Below are 18,748 nucleotides of genomic sequence, written 5' to 3' on the forward strand. Positions count from 1 at the left end.
TCTATACGTGGATGAATCAGCGTGCTATTTGTTGCCTTTTGTGGCCCACAGCTGGGCACCCCGTGGTCAAACACCGTTGCTTCTGGAACAGGCTGGCCGCGCACATCTCAGCCTGATTGCTGCCATTTCGCCAACAGGCCGTTTGTATCTAGCGGGGCAGGATCAGCCCTTTACTAGTGACGATATCTGTTGGTTCTTGAGCAAGCTTTGCTGGCAGTATCGCCGTCAAAACATGGTGGTTGTTTGGGATGGGGCGGCCATCCACCGGTCGCAAACCGTTCGGAACTGGCTCCAAAGCCGACCGGGGCGGGTCCATCTGGAGCGTTTACCAGCCTACAGTCCCGCACTCAATCCGGTGGAATTAGTCTGGAGCCAGTTGAAGCGATCCTTGAAGAACCGAGTCTTCACAACTCTGGAATCGCTTCAAGCCGCCGTGATGAATGAAGTTGATTATTTGCAAGCAGATCGAAATCGTATTCGTTGTTTCTTTCGAAAGAAGGAGATTGCCTTCTTCACAGACTAATTCACGCATCTATAAAAAGTGGGCAGGTGCGGAAGGCCGTTTTCAAACAGAGGGAGGATTGGCGGCTCTCCTATGCCTTAAATCCTTTTCGCATAAAGAGAAACGGAAATGAGTACGTTGTCTCTTAATACAGGGAGTAATACAGGCTGTGCAGTACACTTTTCAGCACAATCGGCAGGCGGGAACAAGCTGTAGGGATGTCCATAGCTGAATAGCCCTGTACGTAAATCCTGTAGACAGTTTGGCGGGATTGCGGTTAATTGCAGGAGAAATAACCTGAAACAACGGCTGACGAAGCCAAAATCAACGCACCCAATGCTGTATCCGCTGACGTTCGATACTATTTTCAAAGACAAAATCTGGGGTGGCCAGAAAATCAAAACCGTTCTAGGTAAAGACTTTGCGCCCCTGCCGAACTGTGGCGAAACGTGGGAAGTATCCGACGTCGAAGGCAACGTGTCGGTCGTGAAAGAGGGTAGCCTGAAAGGGGAGTCGCTGCGCGATCTGGTCGCGCAGTACAAGGATGAACTGGTTGGCAAGCACGTCTACGAACAATACGGCGACCGTTTTCCCCTGCTCATCAAGTTTATCGACGCCAACGACGATCTGTCGATTCAGGTGCACCCCGACGACAAGCTGGCCGAGGAGCGTGGCAGCGGCTTTGGCAAAACAGAGATGTGGTACATCATGCAGGCCGACGAAGGGGCTAAACTCAATTCGGGTTTCAACCGCGAGGTGTCGAAAGATGAGTACGTCAAAGCCGTCGCCGACAACACGATTCAGGATCTGCTGAATATCGAGCCCGCCAAACCCGGCGACGTGTTTTTCCTGCCCGCCGGTCGTGTTCACTACATCGGTAAAGGGCTGTTGCTGGCCGAAATTCAGCAGACTTCCGACACGACGTACCGCATCTACGATTTTGACCGTGTCGATCAAACAACCGGTAAAAAGCGGGAGCTGCACACGGATCTGGCCGTCGACGCGATCGATTACCACCATTACGATCATTACAAGACGCAGTACGAGCCGCAGGAAAACGAAAGCGTCAACGCGGTCAAGAGCGATTATTTCGTAACCAACGTTCTGAATTTTACTCAGGAAGTAGCGCACGACTACACCCAAATCGACTCGTTTGTGGTACTCATCTGCGTGGGCGGTGGCCTGACCATCGAAGCCGAAGGCGGCTACCGCGTATCGCTGACAATGGGTCAGTGCGCGCTGATTCCAGCGTCTGTGCAGCGGGTCACGCTCGTTCCCGATGGCGACATGACCGTGCTGGAAACGTACGTGCCGTAGTGGTAGACCTCACCCCAACCCCTCTCCTAAAACAGGAGAGGGGCTAATCTTATAAGGCAGAAAAGTTTCATCAGTGGTATGATAGCCCAACTGGAAACATCTTTCGAAAAAATAGTGAAAGTTCCTCTCCTGTTTTAGGAGAGGGCGGTCCGGCGATTCGGTTGGGGTGAGGTCTTCACCGCAACGTGTTGCGAAGCAGCAGAACACCCGCGCCGGGCCGTCGCCATTGGTTCATCAGGTCGGCATGGCGCGGGTGGGTAGGGCGGAAGAAAGCACCCAAAAGCAGGTCGAGGTCGCCGTCCTGGTCAACGTCACCTGCGTCTATCGTCAGCCAGCGCCCCCGGCTGTTGTTGGCAAACGTGCGGGGCTGAAACTGTCCGTTGCCCCGGTTCTCGAAATAGGCGAAACTGGCGTTGGGTTGGCGGTCGTAGTCAGGAAACTGCGCAATCGTTGCCATATCGAGGTCACCGTCCCGGTCGAAATCCCGCACCAGCGTCTGCGTCGCGCCGTACATCGGGTAAAACCACTGCTGCCGAAACCGATACTGCCCGACGTTTTTGAAAATACGAACGCCGTGATACGGTTTGGGGATGATCGAGTAATCCGCGTTGTCGCCGTTGGTGTAAATCAGGTCGGGGGCACCGTCGCGGTCAATGTCGGCCAGTTCGATAAAGCTGGACCCATACACGGGTGGGAAGCGCAGGAGAGTAGTCTTACGAAAGGTGCCGTCGTGCTGATTGTAAAAAGCCGCGACCTGCTCGTCGCCCTGTGTCAGTAGCGCCAGCACATCGGGCCAGCCGTCGGCGTTAAGATCGCGAACGATCGTTTGCCGCGCGCCCGGTACCGGGTCGAGCACGTGTTCGCGGTATCCGGTGGGTGTCTGTTCAAACCAGCTTAGTTTACCCAGATAATGCCCAAACTGGCAGATGATCCGGTCGTCGCGCCCGTCGCGGTTCAGATCGGCGGTCGTGACCTGTACGGGTCGGTCGAGCTGCTGAATCTGGGGCGACACCGTTTTTGTCTGCGGGTTTAGCGGTCCCCAGCTACCCGCCAGCCGATCGTTGGGGTTCAGCACGCCAACCAGCAGCAGCGACGACCCGGCTGTTTGCGACGTTGCCAGATCGACCGGGGGGCTGCTGAACTGCATCGAGTCGACGCGCTGGAGTGACTGGTTCAGACCAATCAACTGCCCGCGCTGCGTACCGGCCCAGATGCGGTTCGTCAGCGAATCATAACGCAGCAGCGTTACCAGCGCATCGACCGATTTGGGCGACGATTCTGGTTTGAAAAGGGGTAAATCAACGCGTAAGGGCGTGTGCGATGCCTGCGGGGGCAGACTGTCGGGTGCCTGCGTTGTGTAATAAGCCACGATCTTCTGCCAGTCTGCCGGGGCTACTGTCGGGCGATCGGGGAAGATGTTGGCTTCGATTATCCGTGTTAGTTCTGCCTGATCGCTGAACTGCCCCAGTGCCTGCATCTGCTGATTCGATTGTCCCATGCGCAGGGCCATCTGCGGTAGCACGCCCGTTTGCCACGTTTTTTTGTCGAGCAGCGATGGGTCGGGCAGGGCGTGGCAGTTACCACAATACGTGCGGGCCAGTTGCTGACCGGTCAGGGCAGTTGGCTGAGGTGGGGGCGGAGGGGCCGACTCCTGCTGCGTAGATGACGACTGGCAGGTGAAAAAGAGCAGAGAAAACGCCAGAAAAAGTGCTGCCAGCCAGATAAGTCGCATGGACAAAGATAAGCCGATCGTGGTTTTTTTATAAACCGTGCAAGCCGGAACGCCCGAAAATGCGTTGTTTTACCAACGAATAAACCCACCTTCTATGGATTGTTTTGTTGGGGTCGACGTGGGAACCACCAACGTCAAAGCCCTCGCGCTGGTACCCACCGATCTAAATACGATATTGGCTCACGCGTCCGCCAGCATCGACACCATAAACCCCAAACCGGGCTATGCTGAGCAGGACGTGACCGCTGTCTGGGATGCGTTTGCCGAGGTGATGGCCGATGTCAATGCGCAGTTGAAACAGGCGGGGCACGTCGCTACCCACGTGGCGTTCAGCACGGCGATGCACAGTCTGCTGGCCATGGACGGTCAGGGAAAGCCACTGAGTCATGCCATTCTCTGGTCAGATAACCGGGCCGAAGAACAGGCTAACCAGCTGCGTACGAGCCAGAAAGCCCTCGGCGACTCGATTTATCAGCAGACGGGTACGCCCATTCACCCCATGATTCCGCTCTGCAAGCTGGCGTGGCTGCAAGAGCACGACCCCCGGTTGCTGCACCGGGCCGCGCGGTTTGGGTCTATCAAAGAATACCTCTGGCATCGGCTGACGGGGCAGTTTGAGATCGACTACTCTATGGCCACCGCAACTGGCTTGTTCGACCCGGCCAAACAACAGTGGAGTCAGCTGGCTATCGAGTACGCGGGCGTCCGGCCCGATCAGCTATCGGCTTTCGTGCCAACCACGCAACAGCGACCACTGCTGACCACTGACGATACGGCCAAACTTGGTTTTTCGGATCAGGTGTCGCTGGTTATCGGGGCGTCGGATGGCTGTCTGGCAAATCTGGGTGCGGGAGGAATCAAACCGGGTATCACAACCCTGACCATCGGCACGAGTGGGGCCGTCCGCCAAACGGTGAAAACACCCCTGCGCGACCCTGACGGGCGACTATTCTGCTACTGGCTCGACCGCGATCATTACGTCGTTGGCGGACCGACAAATAACGGCGGCAACGTGCTCGAATGGATCGAGCAATTGCTGCAAAAAGAAACGCAGGCTGTGCTTGATGAAGCCGGTACGGTACCCCCCGGTGCCGATGGGCTTCTGTTTCTGCCATACCTGCAAGGCGAGCGCGCCCCCCTCTGGAACGCAGCCGCCCGTGGTGCTTATCTCAACATCGATTTTCGGCACACACAGGCCCATTTCGTACGGGCGGCACTGGAGGGTGTACTGTTCAACATGCTTAGTATCAATCAACTATTGACCAAGCAGACGGGGCCGTCGCGGGTTGTTCACGCCAACGGTGGGTTTGCGCAGTCGCCCCTGTGGGTGCAGATGCTGGCCGATATGGCGGGTATCCCCGTTCGGCTGAATGCCAGCAACGAAAGCGGTTCGATGGGGGGGATACTGCTGATTATGAAAACACTGGGTATCGTAAAGTCGCTTGACGAAGCCGCTGACCGCGTTTCGTTTGGCAATACGATTGAGCCGGATTCAGCGAACAGCCGGGCTTACCAGAAAATCTTTAAGCAGTGGGAAACGGCCCGGTCGCAGGTGGTATAGGCTCGTAGGCGTGGTACGTACACCGGGTTTGAAGAGCGGTTATCATCGGGATAAAAACCCCGGCGGTAACCGCTTTTTTGTGAGCAATTCTATCCGAAAAGGGGCAATTAGTTATAGCTGTTGTCTTGATAAAATTATAGAAATTATTGCTTTATGGCCCTATTTAGGAAAATTTTATAAGAATAGTACAATATATATTATAGGTATAGATAAAGAATGTGTTGTACAATTCACCTTTTCAGTGAAAAATCAGAAGTGATTTTTGTACTATTCTAATTTAGAAAAACTATTGGTGCTTACTAATTGGTTATTTGTGTGTCTAAGAAAGTGGGTAGGTGATATTCTCTACTCGTTGATAACAAACTAATTAGACTTGGCATGACTAATTCATTCACTATAAAATCGGCAAGCGACTTCAAGGGGCAGCTTTATAAATTTTTCACGTTGGCCGCGCGTCGCATCAACGTATTCGCCGTCCGCAACAAGGCTATTTTCGAAGGAGTGGCCCGCACGGCCGTTCCGTTCGGGGGTAATGTGTTAAACAGTCGTTTCTAACTCAGTCAACAAACCGGCTCGTCGGCAGATGCTTTCACCGCATCAGACGCAGATGAGCGCAAACCATACAACCATGAATCGTTTTTCAGTCATTTACCAGTACAAAGGACAGTATCACCACGTAGGTCGGCACACGCTCGACGAAGCCAAAGCCACCCTCGTTACCATTGCTAATTCGGGTAGCCGGAAAGCCATCGGCATCTACGACGACAAGACAGAGTTATTCAGCTGGGAAACCGTACGGCAGGATCAGTACGATCAGTCGTCGATTGAAATGCAGGCAAAGCTGGGCGAAGAAATAATCCATATCGCGCAGGCACTTCGTCGGCGCGATATGAACTGGCGGGGCGAGTTCCAGCGTCCGGGCCTGTTCGCCTAAATCGCTATTGAAGTACGGTAGCAGTGGCAGGTTGTTTTGCCTGCCACTGCCTGCTACTGCTGATTGAGGGGATGCTTAAGGCTGGATTGAACCCGGTGCATCGGCAACCGCTTCGGCGTACGAATGACCAGCGGTACGGCCTCCGTCACGACATTGCTGGTATCAAGTCCGTAGGCTTCCTTCGTGGGTAGCGCAATGCGCTTGAGCAACAGATAGCCGGTCATAATCAACTGTTGCTTGATAGTCAGCTCGTTGTCAAACGAAAGAAACTTGCGGAACAGTACGAACCGGAAATCACCCCCGATTCGGTGAATATTCAACGACCGGTATTTAGCGTCGATGGTTACTTCTTTGTCTGCAACCATGTCCTGCACGACCTGCCGGAATAGCAGGTTCAGGCGCGGTTCGACGCGAAAGCCCAGGTAAAACGTGACGAAGTAAGCGTCTTCGGGGGCCAGCGTGTCGACTTTGTAGCGCATCACGTAGGGGTCATCTTCCACGCAGACGTGGATAAACCAGTAAATATCAGCGCGTTTGGGGGCTCGGTTCAGAATCGAGAACAGCGTTTCATTCTCAATTTTATCGTAGCTCTCGGCCGACGTTAAGTAAACGAGGTGCGTCGCGTATTTAGGAATCGCGTTATCGTTGCTCAGCTCTTTGAGCGCGGGCAGGTTACCCGGCAGCGTATCGTAGCGGGTCAGGCTGCTTGTGAGCGACTCGCCCTGATACCAGAACACCATCATCGCCATCAGCAACAGTCCCAGCGTGACCGAAATCCAGCCGCCTTCTTCAAACTTGACGAGGTTGGCGATCAGAAACGTGATTTCAACGATCAGAAACATAGCCGTTACCAACACGATCAGGATCGTGTTGACTCGCTTGACCCGCAGGTAAGAGCTAATAAGTAAGGTCGACATCAGCATCGTCAGCGTAACGGCCAGGCCGAAGGCTGCTTCCATGTTTTTCGATTCGCGGAAATGCAGCACGATCAGGATACAACCGACCATCAATCCCCAGTTGACGAACGGTACGTACAACTGTCCCCGTTCGTCGGACGGGTAGGCGACGCGCTGCCGGGGCCAGAAATTCAGCCGCATGGCTTCTCCCACCAGTGTAAAGGCTCCGCTGATAAGGGCCTGCGAGGCAATAATTGTGGCCAGCGTCGCGATGATGATGCTGAACACTGTTAGCGAGCCTGGTACTGTGCTGTAAAACGCCCCCGACTCATTCATCTGCTCACCCAGGTGTTGCATCAGGTAAGCCGTCTGACCCGCATAGGACAGCAGCAGCGTAATTTTGACGTACACCCAGCTCGCACGGATGTTGCCACGTCCGCAGTGTCCCATATCGGAATACAAAGCTTCGGCTCCGGTCGTACACAGAAAAATACCGCCCAGTAGCCAGAATCCGCCCGGATAGTCGCGCAGGAACCGTAGGCCGTAGAGCGGGTTGATCGCTTTCAGCACGCCGGGTTCGCTCAGTAATGCGTACAGACCGATGGCACCAATAAACGTGAACCAGACCAGCATGATCGGGCCGAACAACCGACCAAGCTGCTGCGTACCGAACTGTTGACTCACAAAGAGCGCAATCAGAATTCCAATTACTATAGGTACGGTATCCAGCTTCGGATAATAAATCAGCAGGCCTTCGATAGCCGATGAAACTGAGATGGGGGGCGTAATCAGTCCGTCGGCAAGTAGAAAGGCCCCGCCTATGATAGCCGGAACCATCAGCCACTTGCCCGAAAACCGCCGAACCAGCGCGTACAGCGAAAAAATTCCTCCTTCGCCGTTGTTATCGGCCCGTAGGGTAATAATAACGTACTTGATGGTTGTTTGCAGGGTCAGTGTCCAGATAATACACGACAGCGTACCCAGCACCAGCGTCTCTGTCAGCGCTTTGCCGCGCACAACGGCCGAGATCGTATAGAGGGGAGAGGTACCGATATCGCCAAACACGATACCGACTGCAACGAGTAAGCCCTGAATAGAAACTTTATCGATAGATGTTCGGGAAGACATAGTAAAGGGAGTACGTGTCAGATTCGGACAAATTACTACTTGATAAGGGCAGTGGTTTTTAAAATTGCATTAATAGAAAATCGACCTGCTGATTATCAGAGTTTATCCGGGATTTTATACAGCCCCCGTTTTATTATCCTGCCTGATATATAGATGACAAGTGGATGACTGTGACATAACCGATGGGGAAGTAAACGATGTCGCCCGTTTTTTTGATTTACCAACAGCCCGGAACGGAGTCCTCTAGTATGCACAGGCTGATCCGAAATAGACACAGGCATAATGCAGTAAAAATGTACAGACAGGTAATTGGCTTGCCGATCAGTTTGTTTCAAATAGATTGCGGTCTAAATTGTCTTTATAAGTTGGTTAGCCTGCCTGTTTATGTGCAGTGACCTGCCTGATTTACGTATGAAAAACAATATCGTCAAGACCCGTCTCAGTAGTAATCAACCTGTTGTCGGCGTTTTATCCAACAGTGCTGATCCAACCATTGCGGAACTCTGCGGCTTTTCGGGTCTCGATTTTTACATGATTGATGGTGAGCACAGCCCCGTAACAACGGCGCAGGTGCAGGATATCGTCAGGGCTTGTGAAGTAAGCGGAATCACCCCGTTGGCTCGTGTACGTAGTAATGACCCTAAGCTGATTCTTCAGTTTCTGGATGCCGGTGTTATGGGCATTATGCTGCCGGGGGTTCGTACGGCGGCCGAGGCCGAAGCCCTGGTACAGGCCATTAATTACCCACCAAAAGGAAAGCGCGGGTTCGCGCCGGTGCGCTCAGCTGATTATTTGCTCGGTACAATGAATCAGAGCGAATACATTGAATTTGCCAATGAGCAGATTCTGGTGTTGCCGCAGATTGAAGATCAGGAAGCTATCGACAACCTCGACGAGTTGATGGCTGTCGATGGTATCGACGGCTTCGTAATCGGTCCGCGCGACCTTGCCATGTCGATGGGATTTTACGACGGAGCCAGTCATGATGAAGTAAAACGGACCATTGCCGGGGCTGTTGAAAAAATAAATCGCGCCGGTATGATTGTTGGAACTACGGCTGTTACCGGCGATCAGGCCCGTGCGCTGTTCGATCGGGGCGTGCGTTTTTGCCTGGTATCACTGGCTGGTTTATTGCACAGTGCGGCCGCCGATTTCACAAAAAATCGCTGATTGATTTTAAAGGTGTCTGGAAAAATTAATCCATTTGTATATAAATTTTGCCAGATATAATTAAAAATTTGAGGGATTAATGTGTGTTAGATCGGATTTTGTACCTGATGAAGTCGTTTGTATTGGGTAATTTCAAGTTAATGCCTATACTTGGACGGCAAAATTGTCATCTATATACCAGCGAAACTTAGTTCGTCGAGCTAAATCGAGTCGGTCTGAACTTTACTTTTTTTAAGTGTTTCCAACTATTGATTAGTCGCATTGATGATGCACAGATCATAACAAGGAGGTAAAACATATTATCAAGCTTCCGGTTAATGTGGAAACCGTTCCCTAAGTTTGCCCCACAACTTGCGAACGTTCTAAAGTTTAGTTTGAAACATTGCGTCAAAATTCAATTACGTACCCTATGCGAACATTTATCCAACGACACCCCCTGCGGATGCTGGCTGGACTCGTGTTGCTGAGTTGCGCTGCCCAAAACGGCGTACAGGCTCAATCGTCGGCCGATACAGTGCGGACTACCACTCCTACTAATTCGGCTTATCCGCGCGAAAACATCTACCGGCTCGGAAAGGGCGTCTACACCGACACGCTTCGGCGCGACGAGTTCAAGACGCAGGCCAGTGATGTTGCCGAGCTTGACGACTGCGACACTACCTTCCAAACATTTATTCTGGTCCGCCGTCTCTCTCCATGGCGTGTTGGTCTGTTTGCAGGCCCCAACTTCGCCTATTGTGGAACGTGGGAAAACACGTTTGGTCCTACTAAGCGCGACAACACGCTTTACAACGGCGCGGGACTCAACGTTACCGGTAACATCGACTACTACCTGACCCCAGCTACGCGTCGTCTGCGTTTCGGTCTGGGTACGGCGTTCGGTTACCAGAACTACTACACCCGCAGCATCTACCGCGATTACCTCTACGGTCTGGCCGCATCACGCGGTTTCAACCAAAACCAGGTGACCATCAAGCAGCGTGCATCGGAAGATATGTATCTGACGATCGGACCTGTTCTGGCGTTCACGATTGCCCGGAGCCGCCGGAACCCCGAAGCAACCACGTTCCTCGAACTGGGTCTGCGCGGTGGTCTGTTCCGCACGGAAGCCGCAACGATCGCTGCCTACACGCCGTCGACGCTGTCGCTGCCCGGCACGCCTTCATTCGTTGATGGTGGTGGTCTGATCCGTTCGGTAAACCCAAGCACCCGCGTATACCACCCCGGTGGTTTGCTGTCGCTGGGCGTATTCTTCCCACTCCGCAACAACTGGAACATTGGTGTACAGGCACAAGGCTTCTTCACGCAGCTGAACTACTACATCATCAACGGTATCGACGATCAGTTGTACGAGTTCAAGCGGAAGCATGGTGGTTTCAGCGCCGGTCTGGCCGTTCGCAAAGGCTTTGTTCAGAAGAAGCTGATCCCGAAGACACCAACGGTTTGCCCAACTTGCGAGCAGATTCCAGAGCTGAACGTACAGTTCAACAACGCATCGCTGAAAGGCGCATCGCTGTCGTACCTCGACAGCGCATCGGCTCAGCGGACGGGTCAGACGATGAATACATCGGCTACGGCTCCAACCATCAGCTGGCGCAGCACAACGCCGAATCCGAAAAACGAAACCTTTACAGCTCGTCTGTACTACCGTCCGGATTCAGTAACGACGAGTGCTTCGGATCAGGTCATTGCACAGGTTGAAAACAGCACTGACACAACGCTGACGTTCCCAACGGGTTATTTCTCGAACGGTCAGATGAACCCCGGTTTCTACTACGTAACGGTTCACAACCGTCAGGTGGCTAAGTGTGGTACCTGTATGAGTGAGGTGGCTACGACGAGCTTCTCGGTACTGCGGCCAAAAGGTGGCGACACCGATTGCGAATACCGTCACCGTCTGGAGCGTCTGGAAGTGTACTACCGGACCCCATACACCCGCGAAGTTGCTAACGTCTGTTACTGTAACGGTACGATCACGTCGGTTGGCGACACAGTTACCCGCCTGCGTTACCGTGGTCTGAACCGTCGTCTGGCAACGAGCGCTATCGAGTTCGATACCAACACGGTTATCCTGAACCTGAAAGATCTGCCAGGCAACCTGGCTCAGCAACTACAGGCTGAGAAGTCGAAGATCGAAAGCGGCAACGCCATTCGCTTCAAAGGTCGCCGGGTACGCCCGCAGGTACAGTACTTCCGCGCTGTGTTCTCGGTTACGAAACTGCCATGCAACGGTCAGCCTGAGCAAGCAGTTGGAAGCTTCAACACGACGATCAGCGACAACAGCTACAGCATCACCGATCTGAAGCCGCTGACCGACGCGCAGAAAACGAAACTGCTGGCTCCGCCTGCACCAACCAAGAAGGCAACGCGCCGTCGGGCTGGTAACAGTGGTCGCCGGTCGGACGTAATGTTCGGCGTGGAATAAGCGATCAGCATAAAACGAAGAAAGCCGGGGCCAACGCTCCGGCTTTCTTCGTTTTATGGTTTAAAAGGTTGTTGCAAGCGCCATTAGACAAAACGATTTTCCTGTCATGGCTTTAGCCAGACGTGCAAGAGATCCTCGGAAGCACTGGGATAATACTGTCGGACACAGAAGATTCCTCCTGCCATGGGCCGGGTATCCGGAGCCATAATAGGAGGAATCTTCAAACGTTTTCTCTGTGGGATAACGGGCCAGCACTTAACAGTCCTGCTCTCCGAGAGGTTGTTTGTGGAAGCATTTTTATTATTCCTCGGCACCGGCCGCCCGGCCGCGTCGGGATGATAACAAAGGCAATTTGACCCGGGCAATGCTTCCCTAAACAACCTCTGGAGGGACTTGTGCCAGACAGAGACCTGTTCGCCCACGATTGCAAAAGCTAGTCACGCGCGACGGTGAACGAAAGAATGCCTTCGTATGATTTGATCCGCTCCGACACTTTACCCTTCGGCTTTGCGAAAAGACAGACCGTCGATTTACCCCGGCGGCTGATCGGAATCGATAGCTGATAAACGTTGCCAGATTGACGAACGCTCACTGCCGATGAAGTCAGTACCGTGCCGTTATACGGACCGATCGCGCAGCTAAATTCAACGGGTTGATCGCTACGGAGCGACAACGTCAGTGTTTCGCCAGACCGCAATAGTCCCTCCTGCGGAAAATCGGTGTCGAGGCCGAGCCGAAAATAAGCGTCGTACACCTTGGGATAGCGGTCGAACTGAGTTTTGCTGGTTGGTTTGTCGAGCAGCTGCCAGCGCGAATCGACGGGAAAATGATTGGCGGAGAACGGAACGGGGTCGGTCAGAAAGTAAAAATCGTTGGGTGTACCAGGCACTTTAGCCGTTGATTGCGCCCACGCCAGATCAAGTAAAAACCAGTCTCCGTCAAGCTTGACCGCGTTCCACTCATGATCGACGCGCGTGATCGGCATACCCGACTCAAAATCGTTGGTGCGGGCGTACCCTTTGATGTTCGCCGTTTCGATACCAGCCCGGTTCATCAATTCTTTGTAGAGCAACGCAAAGCCAGTACATACGGCCTTCCGGCTGCTCAGCACCCGACTGGCATAAGCCGTTTCCGATGAATACATTCGCCCCTGGAAAGCCGATTCGTCATAACGTACGTGCGACGCTATCCAGCTGTAGACCGACCGCGCTTTGGCCAGATCAGTGCGGGCGGGAGCCGTCAAATAGCGGCTAAGCTTGTCCAGGGTTTTTGCTTCTGACTCCGGCGTATTGCGGGCATACGCGTCGATCGTGCTGTAGTCGATGGAAACGTACTTCGAGGGGCGGGGAATGGCCGCCGGAGCAGACGACGCAAACCCGGCAACAAGTAGCAGAACGGTCAGCAAAGACCCGATTTTATTGATTCGTATACCACATAGCTGTCTCACAACGTCATAACAAATATGCGTCTGATTTTATTGCTTTTCTGTAGTCTCCTTATGAAGAACGAACCCACGTTGGCGCAATCGGCGGATGAACCCCGCAAACCCGCACAAAGCCAGTCAGCTGCGATGCAAACGTACACTATACGCCTGCGACCGGGTCAAGATCTGAAAGCTGAACTGGACGCATTTGTAGCTGCCCATCATATCGAAGCGGGGGCCCTGCTGACGTGCGTTGGAAGTCTGACCGATCTGAGTTTGCGGCTGGCGAATCAGGATGGGGCAACAACCTGGCAGGGGCACTTCGAGATCGTTTCGTTGGTGGGTACGCTGTCGACGAATGGCAGTCACCTGCATCTGTCAGCGGCCGACTCGACGGGGCGCACACTGGGCGGGCACCTGATGCCTGGCTGTCGTATCTACACGACCGCTGAGTTATTGATCGGCGTGATGCCCACACTCGTCTATACAAGAGAACCCGACCCCACGTATGGGTATCGGGAACTGGTCGTACGCAAGAAATCGGTTGTGAAAAAGCGACCTTAGTTGCGCTTGCTCATTTCGTCGCGGATCTTGGCAGCTCGCTCGTACTCTTCGTTGCCTAGTGCAGCATCGAGCATGGTCTGAAGCTCTTCCGACGACGCGTTCTTCAACTGGTCGCTGAACGAACGGTTCGACGGACGGTTGGTCGAACTGACCAGCTCTTCCTGACCTTCTTCCTCACTCGGCGTATTAGTGATACCGGCTTCTGAGAGCACGGATTCATTCGTATAGATGGGGACACCAAAGCGAATGCCGATCGCGACGGCGTCGGACGGGCGGGCGTCGATGGCCGTTTCACGAACGCCGTCGAAGCAAACGATGCGGGCGTAGAAAATGCCTTCCCGCAGGTCCGAAATTACGATCTCCCGGACCGTAAACTTAAACTGCTCGGCCATCTGCTTGAACAGGTCGTGCGTCATTGGGCGATTCGGCACAATCTTTTCAATTTCAATCGCAATGGCCTGCGCTTCAAACATGCCGATCAGAATGGGCAATCGGCGGTTCCCATATTCCTCTCCCAGCAACAGCGCAAATGAACCCGTTTGGGTTTGGCTTGGCGAGAGGGCTAATATTTCCAGTTTAATCTTATCCACAGCGCAAATTTAGCAGTTTTGATCGTTCGTTGAGTGTCGATAATCGCGGGTAATTGGCTTTTCCCCGCGATTATCGACGCCCACAGATCAGACTACAACGCCTTTACTGCCGCCGTCAGGCGGGGAAGTACCTCAAACACATCACCAACTATGCCATAGTCGGCCGATTTGAAAAACGGCGCGTCGGCATCCTTGTTGATAACAACAATCACCTTCGAGGAGTTTACGCCAGCCAGATGCTGAATGGCTCCCGAAATACCGCAGGCAATGTACAGATTCGGGCTGACTTTGATCCCCGTCTGCCCGACGTGCTCGTGGTGCGGGCGCCAGTCGAGGTCCGATACCGGTTTCGAGCAGGCCGTCGCTGCGTGCAGGGCGTGCGCCAGGTCTTCCACAACACCCCAGTTTTCTGGCCCTTTCAGACCACGACCGGCCGAAACGACCAGATCTGCTTCCGGCAGCAGGACGTCGCCGGTTGCCTTTTCGGTGCTTTTTACGCTAATCACGAAGTCGCTGTCGTTCAGGGCGGGCGCGAACGATTGAACCGTTGCTGTGGCGTCGGTTTCTTCGGGCGTGATCGTGTTTTTCTTGATTGCCAGTATCTTAACCGGGGCCTTTAGCTCATTGTACGCGAACGCTTTACCGGTGTAGATGCTGCTCTTGACAACGAAACCATTGCTCAGATTGGGTAATTCGATGACGTTAGCCGCCAGGCCCGCTTTCAGTTTACCCGCCAGTCGGGCGGTCATGGCGTCGGCCAGCGACGATTTCGCCAGCACAACGATCGTGCTGCCTTCCTGCTGCGCGGCTGCGGCTACGACAGTGGCGTAGGCCATGCCGTTCGGCTCGTTCAGTTTAGCGTCGCCCGCGTGCAGCACCTTTGTAGCCCCAAACCGCCCGGCCGTAGCCAGTTCGGTTTCGTCGGCCTGCCCAACGGTAATGGCGGTGGCGGTCGTACCGGTCATTTCAGCCACTTTAGCACCGTAGAAAATGGCTTCCTGCGACGATTTCTTAAGTTTCCCTTCGTCTAGTTCAACAAATATGAGGACGGACATGAGTTCGATCTGAGTTTTAAAGTTGTAGGGGTTTTAACGTTGTAGAGTTGGATAGTTATAGCGTTGTAAAGTTGCTACCGTCGGTGTGACTTGCGCCAGCCCATCATGCGGAGCCAACTTTATGACGCTGCGACTCTACAACTGTAGAACTTTAAATAACCTTTGCCTCTGTGTGGAGGAGTTGGATGAGTTTCTCGGCTTCGTCGGCGGGGATCATTTTGACGGCACCGCGTGGAGCAGGTAGTTCGTAGTGGTTGACTGCCGTAAGTTGATCGTTGGCAACCGGCTCAACTACTTTCAGCGGCTTTGTCCGGGCGGTCATGATGCCGCGCATGTTCGGAATTTTCCACTCCGCAATCGGCTCCTGACAACCCAGTACGAGTGGCAGTTTGGCTTCGATTTCTTCCTTACCACCCTCAATTTCACGGGTAATTTTGGCCGTGTCGCCGTCGATATTCAACACCATAACCGGTGAAATCGACGGTAAACCCAGCATTTCGGCGACGATACCGTGTACCTGCCCACCGTTATAATCGATCGATTCACGACCCATCAGAATCAGATCGTACGATGCGTCTTTAGCGACGGCTGCGATTTGCTCGGCCACAAAATAAGCATCGGTCGGCTCGGCGTTGACCCGGACGGCGTCGTCGGCACCGATCGCCAGACACTTGCGAATGACCGGCTCGGCATCGGCGCCACCCACGTTCAAAACCGTTACGGTGCCGCCCGCCTGTTCCTTCAACTCGACGGCCCGCGCCAGGGCGTAGTCGTCGTAGGGACCAGTGATGAATGTCACGCCCGCTTTGTTGAGCTTTGTGTTGTTATCGGTAAAGGTGATTTTGGTCGTCGTGTCGGGTACACTCGTCACGCACACTAGAATCTTCATGCCTGTGAGGTTTTGTTTGATGAGCCGCAGACCACTTATTTCGGCTTTGTAGTAGCCGGATATTAGTCGGAAAGCCCGTTAATTTAGCGGCTAAATTACAAACAGTTCTAAAAGAAAGTATGCATGCATACTATTTTTCTTGTGTATGAATAACCAGCGGATCCAACAATTAATTCGTTTTGTACAGGAAGAACCCGACGAGCCGTTCAATGTTTACGCGCTCGCAATGGAATACTTGGCCGAGGAACCGGCGCAGGCCCGCGTGTATTTTGACGAGTTGCTGACCCGCTTCCCGGACTATCTGCCGACCTACTATCATGCGGCTGCACTACAGGCCGAATCGGGCGATCGGGACCGGGCAACTGCGTTGTATGACAAAGGAATTGAGCTGGCCCGGACGCAGCAGAACCAGAAAACCCTGCTGGAGCTATTGCGGGCTCAGCGGGCGTTTGAGGATGATGAGGACGAATGGTAACCTACCGACCGCGCCGGCGAGTCGATACGGTCTGCGTCCCCTGCTGTTGCTCGAACAGGAGGGGAACCGATGCCTGTTCGGGAATCGTATAGTTGATGGACAGGTAGCGGGCTGCGGTTAGCTTGGGCAGGTACACCAGACCGCGTATGGTTTCGGTTGGTTGCAGAGTCTGCGCGTGCAGTGCCAGTTCGCGCCAGCGGTAATCTTCGTAATCGAGCCGCTGCATCCGGTTGGCAAAGTTCCCGTAGTTGATCGCCCGTTTCACAGCGATGGCCTGGTAGGCGACGTTATGCGAGATACGGTTATTGACGTACTCGCCATACGACCGGCTACGGCTGCTCGATGACACATCGGAAGCAATTGCCGCAACCATCAGCACCGTATTGAGAATTTTGGCGCGCTTCAGCCGCTTTTCTTCCACCTTACGCGCCAGATCAACCCGCCCCGACTCGTACGACGGATCGGCTGCCTGTCGGATCAGCGGCAAACCGTCGTTGGCGGGGTCGGTCAGTGTATCCCGCGCTTCGCCCAGCGCAACAAGCCGGAAATCGGCGGGGTTGACCTCGATGGCGTGATCGGACAGGTTCTTGATTTCCACGTCCAGCGCTACCAGATCAGCTTCTTCGCGCTCAAACGACGCGACAACGGCCACGCCGTTGTTCTCCGCCCGGGTTACGGGTTTTCCATCCAGGGTTGTCACGTCGCCCGAAACCGGGCGAAGGCGGTACGTGGTTGTCGTAGTTACCGAAGGCGCGCAGGCCGTCAATAAACTGAGTAAGCCGACCAACTGGCACAGACGGAATGTGATGGTGTGTGTCATAACCAAGGATAAACGACCGGAGGACGTAGATTGTAAATGTACGGGAATGGTTGTTAACGTGCTATGAGCCAATGAATAAACTGCGGTCGATTCGTACTCATGGATGAAATTTACTTAGAATGACGGTGGAATGGTTACATTGGTAACAAAATTGATGCTGAATCCGTGTCTATCGCTTCGTACTTATGAGAAAACATTTCCTTCCGCTACTGTTCCTGACGGGTACCGCTACGTTCGTTCAGGCGCAAAGTCAGATTGTGACGCCTGATAATCAGGTCGTCAGTATCCAGTCCGTCAGTGGCAACGTCAACCTGTTTATCGGGCAAAGTACCAGTGCCGTGATAGGGGGGACGTACAATACGTTTGTGGGTAGCCAGTCGGGGCAGGGTAATACGTCAGGGTCGTATAATACGTACCTGGGGTACAAAGCCGGGGCACCCAACACGGTTGGTAGTCACAATACGTTTGTGGGCTACGAAGCCGGTAAACTCAACACCGACGGTAGCGACAACGTGTTTATCGGTTTCAACGCGGGCAGCGGTAGTCAGCGGGGTAGTCGCAACCTGATTATCGGTCCTAACGCTGGTTTCGACGCGATTGGTGGGGGCGATAATACGCTCATCGGCTCAAACGCTATCGGTGTTGGCGCAGGTCTGTCGAACGCGACCGCGATTGGGGCCAACGCCCGGGTGCTAAGCAGTAACGCGATGGTGCTGGGCAACAACGTCAACGTCGGCATTGGTACGTCGGCCCCACAGAACCGGCTCGAACTGACGGCGGGTGTGGATGGTAGCAGCGGTTTGCGTCTGACGAATATGACGGCTCAATCGACCGCATCGGCAGGTACGGCGGGTAAGTTTCTGACGGTCAGCGATAAGGGCGACGTATTGCTAGGTAGCCAACTGTCAGCCGTCGCGACGCGCGTACAACCCGCCAGCGAGAACCAGTGGGCCGACTATGTGTTTGCACCAACCTATCAGCCGCAGCCGTTGGCCGAAGTCGAGCAGTTTGTCAAGAAAAACCGACACCTGCCCGGCATCCCCAGCGCCAGCCAAATGGTGAAAGAAGGCACTGATTTGATGACACTACTGGCAACGCTGGTGCAAAAGAACGAAGAGCTGACGCTTCACCTGATTGAGCAACAGAAGCGCATCGAGCAGTTGGAGAAGAAGATTAAAGAGTAGAGAATAAAGAGTGAAAGAGCGAACGAATGAAAGAGCGATTGCCATCCGGTATCATCGCTCTTTCATTCGTTCGCTCTTTCACT

17 protein-coding genes are annotated in these 18,748 nt (G+C 53.8%); 10 read left to right on the forward strand and 7 right to left on the reverse strand.

Going from position 1 to position 18,748, the window contains the following annotated elements; all coding sequences use genetic code 11:
- Positions 1–7 precede the first annotated feature (7 nt).
- Both HH216_RS25975 and HH216_RS13955 read left to right on the forward strand, forming a co-directional pair.
- On the forward strand, positions 8–523 hold the full coding sequence (locus HH216_RS25975) for an IS630 family transposase (protein WP_254448426.1): 516 nt from the start codon (positions 8–10) through the stop codon (positions 521–523).
- Positions 524–838: 315 nt separating this feature from the next.
- Entirely contained in the window at positions 839–1,819 is a 981-nt protein-coding gene (locus tag HH216_RS13955) for a type I phosphomannose isomerase catalytic subunit (RefSeq protein WP_169551356.1), read from the forward strand.
- A gap of 175 nt (positions 1,820–1,994) precedes the next feature.
- Here HH216_RS13955 and HH216_RS13960 read toward each other — a convergent pair whose 3' ends face one another.
- Positions 1,995–3,551: an FG-GAP repeat domain-containing protein gene (locus HH216_RS13960; RefSeq protein ID WP_169551357.1), complete on the reverse strand. Its 1,557-nt coding sequence runs from the start codon at positions 3,549–3,551 to the stop codon at positions 1,995–1,997.
- A gap of 94 nt (positions 3,552–3,645) precedes the next feature.
- Here HH216_RS13960 and HH216_RS13965 point away from each other — a divergent pair, with 94 nt between their 5' ends.
- The 3 genes from HH216_RS13965 (at position 3,646) to HH216_RS13975 (ending at position 6,046) form a co-directional block, all read left to right on the forward strand.
- Positions 3,646–5,112 (forward strand): gluconokinase, encoded by a 1,467-nt coding sequence (locus HH216_RS13965; RefSeq protein WP_169551358.1) that lies wholly within the window; start codon positions 3,646–3,648, stop codon positions 5,110–5,112.
- 378 nt (positions 5,113–5,490) lie between these two features.
- Entirely contained in the window at positions 5,491–5,667 is a 177-nt protein-coding gene (locus tag HH216_RS13970) for a hypothetical protein (RefSeq protein WP_169551359.1), read from the forward strand.
- Between the two features lie 73 nt (positions 5,668–5,740).
- The gene (locus tag HH216_RS13975) at positions 5,741–6,046 is read left to right on the forward strand and encodes a hypothetical protein (protein WP_169551360.1); all 306 of its coding nucleotides are present in this window, start codon (positions 5,741–5,743) and stop codon (positions 6,044–6,046) included.
- Between the two features lie 53 nt (positions 6,047–6,099).
- Here HH216_RS13975 and HH216_RS13980 read toward each other — a convergent pair whose 3' ends face one another.
- Entirely contained in the window at positions 6,100–8,070 is a 1,971-nt protein-coding gene (locus tag HH216_RS13980) for a KUP/HAK/KT family potassium transporter (protein WP_169551361.1), read from the reverse strand.
- 411 nt (positions 8,071–8,481) lie between these two features.
- Here HH216_RS13980 and HH216_RS13985 point away from each other — a divergent pair, with 411 nt between their 5' ends.
- Both HH216_RS13985 and HH216_RS13990 read left to right on the forward strand, forming a co-directional pair.
- On the forward strand, positions 8,482–9,240 hold the full coding sequence (locus tag HH216_RS13985; protein ID WP_169551362.1) for an HpcH/HpaI aldolase family protein: 759 nt from the start codon (positions 8,482–8,484) through the stop codon (positions 9,238–9,240).
- A 409-nt stretch (positions 9,241–9,649) separates the two neighbouring features.
- Complete coding sequence (locus HH216_RS13990; protein ID WP_408641735.1) at positions 9,650–11,665, forward strand: hypothetical protein; 2,016 nt, start codon at positions 9,650–9,652, stop codon at positions 11,663–11,665.
- A 433-nt stretch (positions 11,666–12,098) separates the two neighbouring features.
- On the opposite strand, the gene HH216_RS13995 is transcribed toward HH216_RS13990, so the two are convergent.
- Positions 12,099–13,070 carry a transglutaminase domain-containing protein gene (locus HH216_RS13995; protein ID WP_254448427.1) on the reverse strand — a complete coding sequence of 324 codons (972 nt, stop codon included), beginning with the start codon at positions 13,068–13,070 and terminating at the stop codon, positions 12,099–12,101.
- Positions 13,071–13,163: 93 nt separating this feature from the next.
- Between HH216_RS13995 and HH216_RS14000 the strand changes: the two genes are divergently transcribed.
- Positions 13,164–13,652, forward strand: coding sequence for a PPC domain-containing DNA-binding protein (locus HH216_RS14000; protein WP_254448428.1), 489 nt, complete (start codon positions 13,164–13,166; stop codon positions 13,650–13,652).
- On the opposite strand, the gene HH216_RS14005 is transcribed toward HH216_RS14000, so the two are convergent.
- The 3 genes from HH216_RS14005 to HH216_RS14015 all read right to left on the reverse strand — a co-directional run bounded on the left by HH216_RS14005 (position 13,649) and on the right by HH216_RS14015 (position 16,186).
- A complete protein-coding gene (locus tag HH216_RS14005) occupies positions 13,649–14,242 on the reverse strand; it encodes a bifunctional nuclease family protein (RefSeq protein ID WP_169551363.1) in 594 nt (197 codons plus the stop codon). The genes HH216_RS14000 and HH216_RS14005 overlap by 4 nt on opposite strands.
- A 92-nt stretch (positions 14,243–14,334) precedes the next feature.
- Positions 14,335–15,297 carry an electron transfer flavoprotein subunit alpha/FixB family protein gene (locus HH216_RS14010; RefSeq protein ID WP_169551364.1) on the reverse strand — a complete coding sequence of 321 codons (963 nt, stop codon included), beginning with the start codon at positions 15,295–15,297 and terminating at the stop codon, positions 14,335–14,337.
- A 151-nt stretch (positions 15,298–15,448) separates the two neighbouring features.
- Positions 15,449–16,186 (reverse strand): electron transfer flavoprotein subunit beta/FixA family protein, encoded by a 738-nt coding sequence (locus HH216_RS14015; RefSeq protein WP_169551365.1) that lies wholly within the window; start codon positions 16,184–16,186, stop codon positions 15,449–15,451.
- Positions 16,187–16,412: 226 nt separating this feature from the next.
- Between HH216_RS14015 and HH216_RS14020 the strand changes: the two genes are divergently transcribed.
- Positions 16,413–16,661 (forward strand): tetratricopeptide repeat protein, encoded by a 249-nt coding sequence (locus HH216_RS14020; protein WP_332871399.1) that lies wholly within the window; start codon positions 16,413–16,415, stop codon positions 16,659–16,661.
- Position 16,662: 1 nt separating this feature from the next.
- Here HH216_RS14020 and HH216_RS14025 read toward each other — a convergent pair whose 3' ends face one another.
- The gene (locus tag HH216_RS14025; RefSeq protein WP_169551367.1) at positions 16,663–17,481 is read right to left on the reverse strand and encodes a hypothetical protein; all 819 of its coding nucleotides are present in this window, start codon (positions 17,479–17,481) and stop codon (positions 16,663–16,665) included.
- A 185-nt stretch (positions 17,482–17,666) separates the two neighbouring features.
- On the opposite strand from HH216_RS14025, the gene HH216_RS14030 reads away from it, so the two are divergent.
- Positions 17,667–18,665, forward strand: a complete 999-nt coding sequence (locus tag HH216_RS14030) for an autotransporter outer membrane beta-barrel domain-containing protein (RefSeq protein ID WP_169551368.1) — start codon at positions 17,667–17,669, stop codon at positions 18,663–18,665.
- The last annotated feature ends 83 nt before the right edge of the window (positions 18,666–18,748 follow it).

Origin of the sequence: Spirosoma rhododendri (assembly GCF_012849055.1) — a bacterium.
Lineage (GTDB): Bacteria > Bacteroidota > Bacteroidia > Cytophagales > Spirosomataceae > Spirosoma > Spirosoma rhododendri.

Excerpts from the sequence above, each read along its gene's own strand:
- HH216_RS13955 (WP_169551356.1), top strand. The coding sequence starts at position 839 with ATGCTGTATCCGCTGACGTTCGATACTATTTTCAAAGACAAAATCTGG.
- HH216_RS13960 (WP_169551357.1), bottom strand. The coding sequence starts at position 3,551 with ATGCGACTTATCTGGCTGGCAGCACTTTTTCTGGCGTTTTCTCTGCTC.
- HH216_RS13965 (WP_169551358.1), top strand. The coding sequence starts at position 3,646 with ATGGATTGTTTTGTTGGGGTCGACGTGGGAACCACCAACGTCAAAGCC.
- HH216_RS13970 (WP_169551359.1), top strand. The coding sequence starts at position 5,491 with ATGACTAATTCATTCACTATAAAATCGGCAAGCGACTTCAAGGGGCAG.
- HH216_RS13975 (WP_169551360.1), top strand. The coding sequence starts at position 5,741 with ATGAATCGTTTTTCAGTCATTTACCAGTACAAAGGACAGTATCACCAC.
- HH216_RS13980 (WP_169551361.1), bottom strand. The coding sequence starts at position 8,070 with ATGTCTTCCCGAACATCTATCGATAAAGTTTCTATTCAGGGCTTACTC.
- HH216_RS13985 (WP_169551362.1), top strand. The coding sequence starts at position 8,482 with ATGAAAAACAATATCGTCAAGACCCGTCTCAGTAGTAATCAACCTGTT.
- HH216_RS13990 (WP_408641735.1), top strand. The coding sequence starts at position 9,650 with ATGCGAACATTTATCCAACGACACCCCCTGCGGATGCTGGCTGGACTC.
- HH216_RS14000 (WP_254448428.1), top strand. The coding sequence starts at position 13,164 with ATGAAGAACGAACCCACGTTGGCGCAATCGGCGGATGAACCCCGCAAA.
- HH216_RS14010 (WP_169551364.1), bottom strand. The coding sequence starts at position 15,297 with ATGTCCGTCCTCATATTTGTTGAACTAGACGAAGGGAAACTTAAGAAA.
- HH216_RS14015 (WP_169551365.1), bottom strand. The coding sequence starts at position 16,186 with ATGAAGATTCTAGTGTGCGTGACGAGTGTACCCGACACGACGACCAAA.
- HH216_RS14020 (WP_332871399.1), top strand. The coding sequence starts at position 16,413 with ATGGAATACTTGGCCGAGGAACCGGCGCAGGCCCGCGTGTATTTTGAC.
- HH216_RS14025 (WP_169551367.1), bottom strand. The coding sequence starts at position 17,481 with ATGACACACACCATCACATTCCGTCTGTGCCAGTTGGTCGGCTTACTC.
- HH216_RS14030 (WP_169551368.1), top strand. The coding sequence starts at position 17,667 with ATGAGAAAACATTTCCTTCCGCTACTGTTCCTGACGGGTACCGCTACG.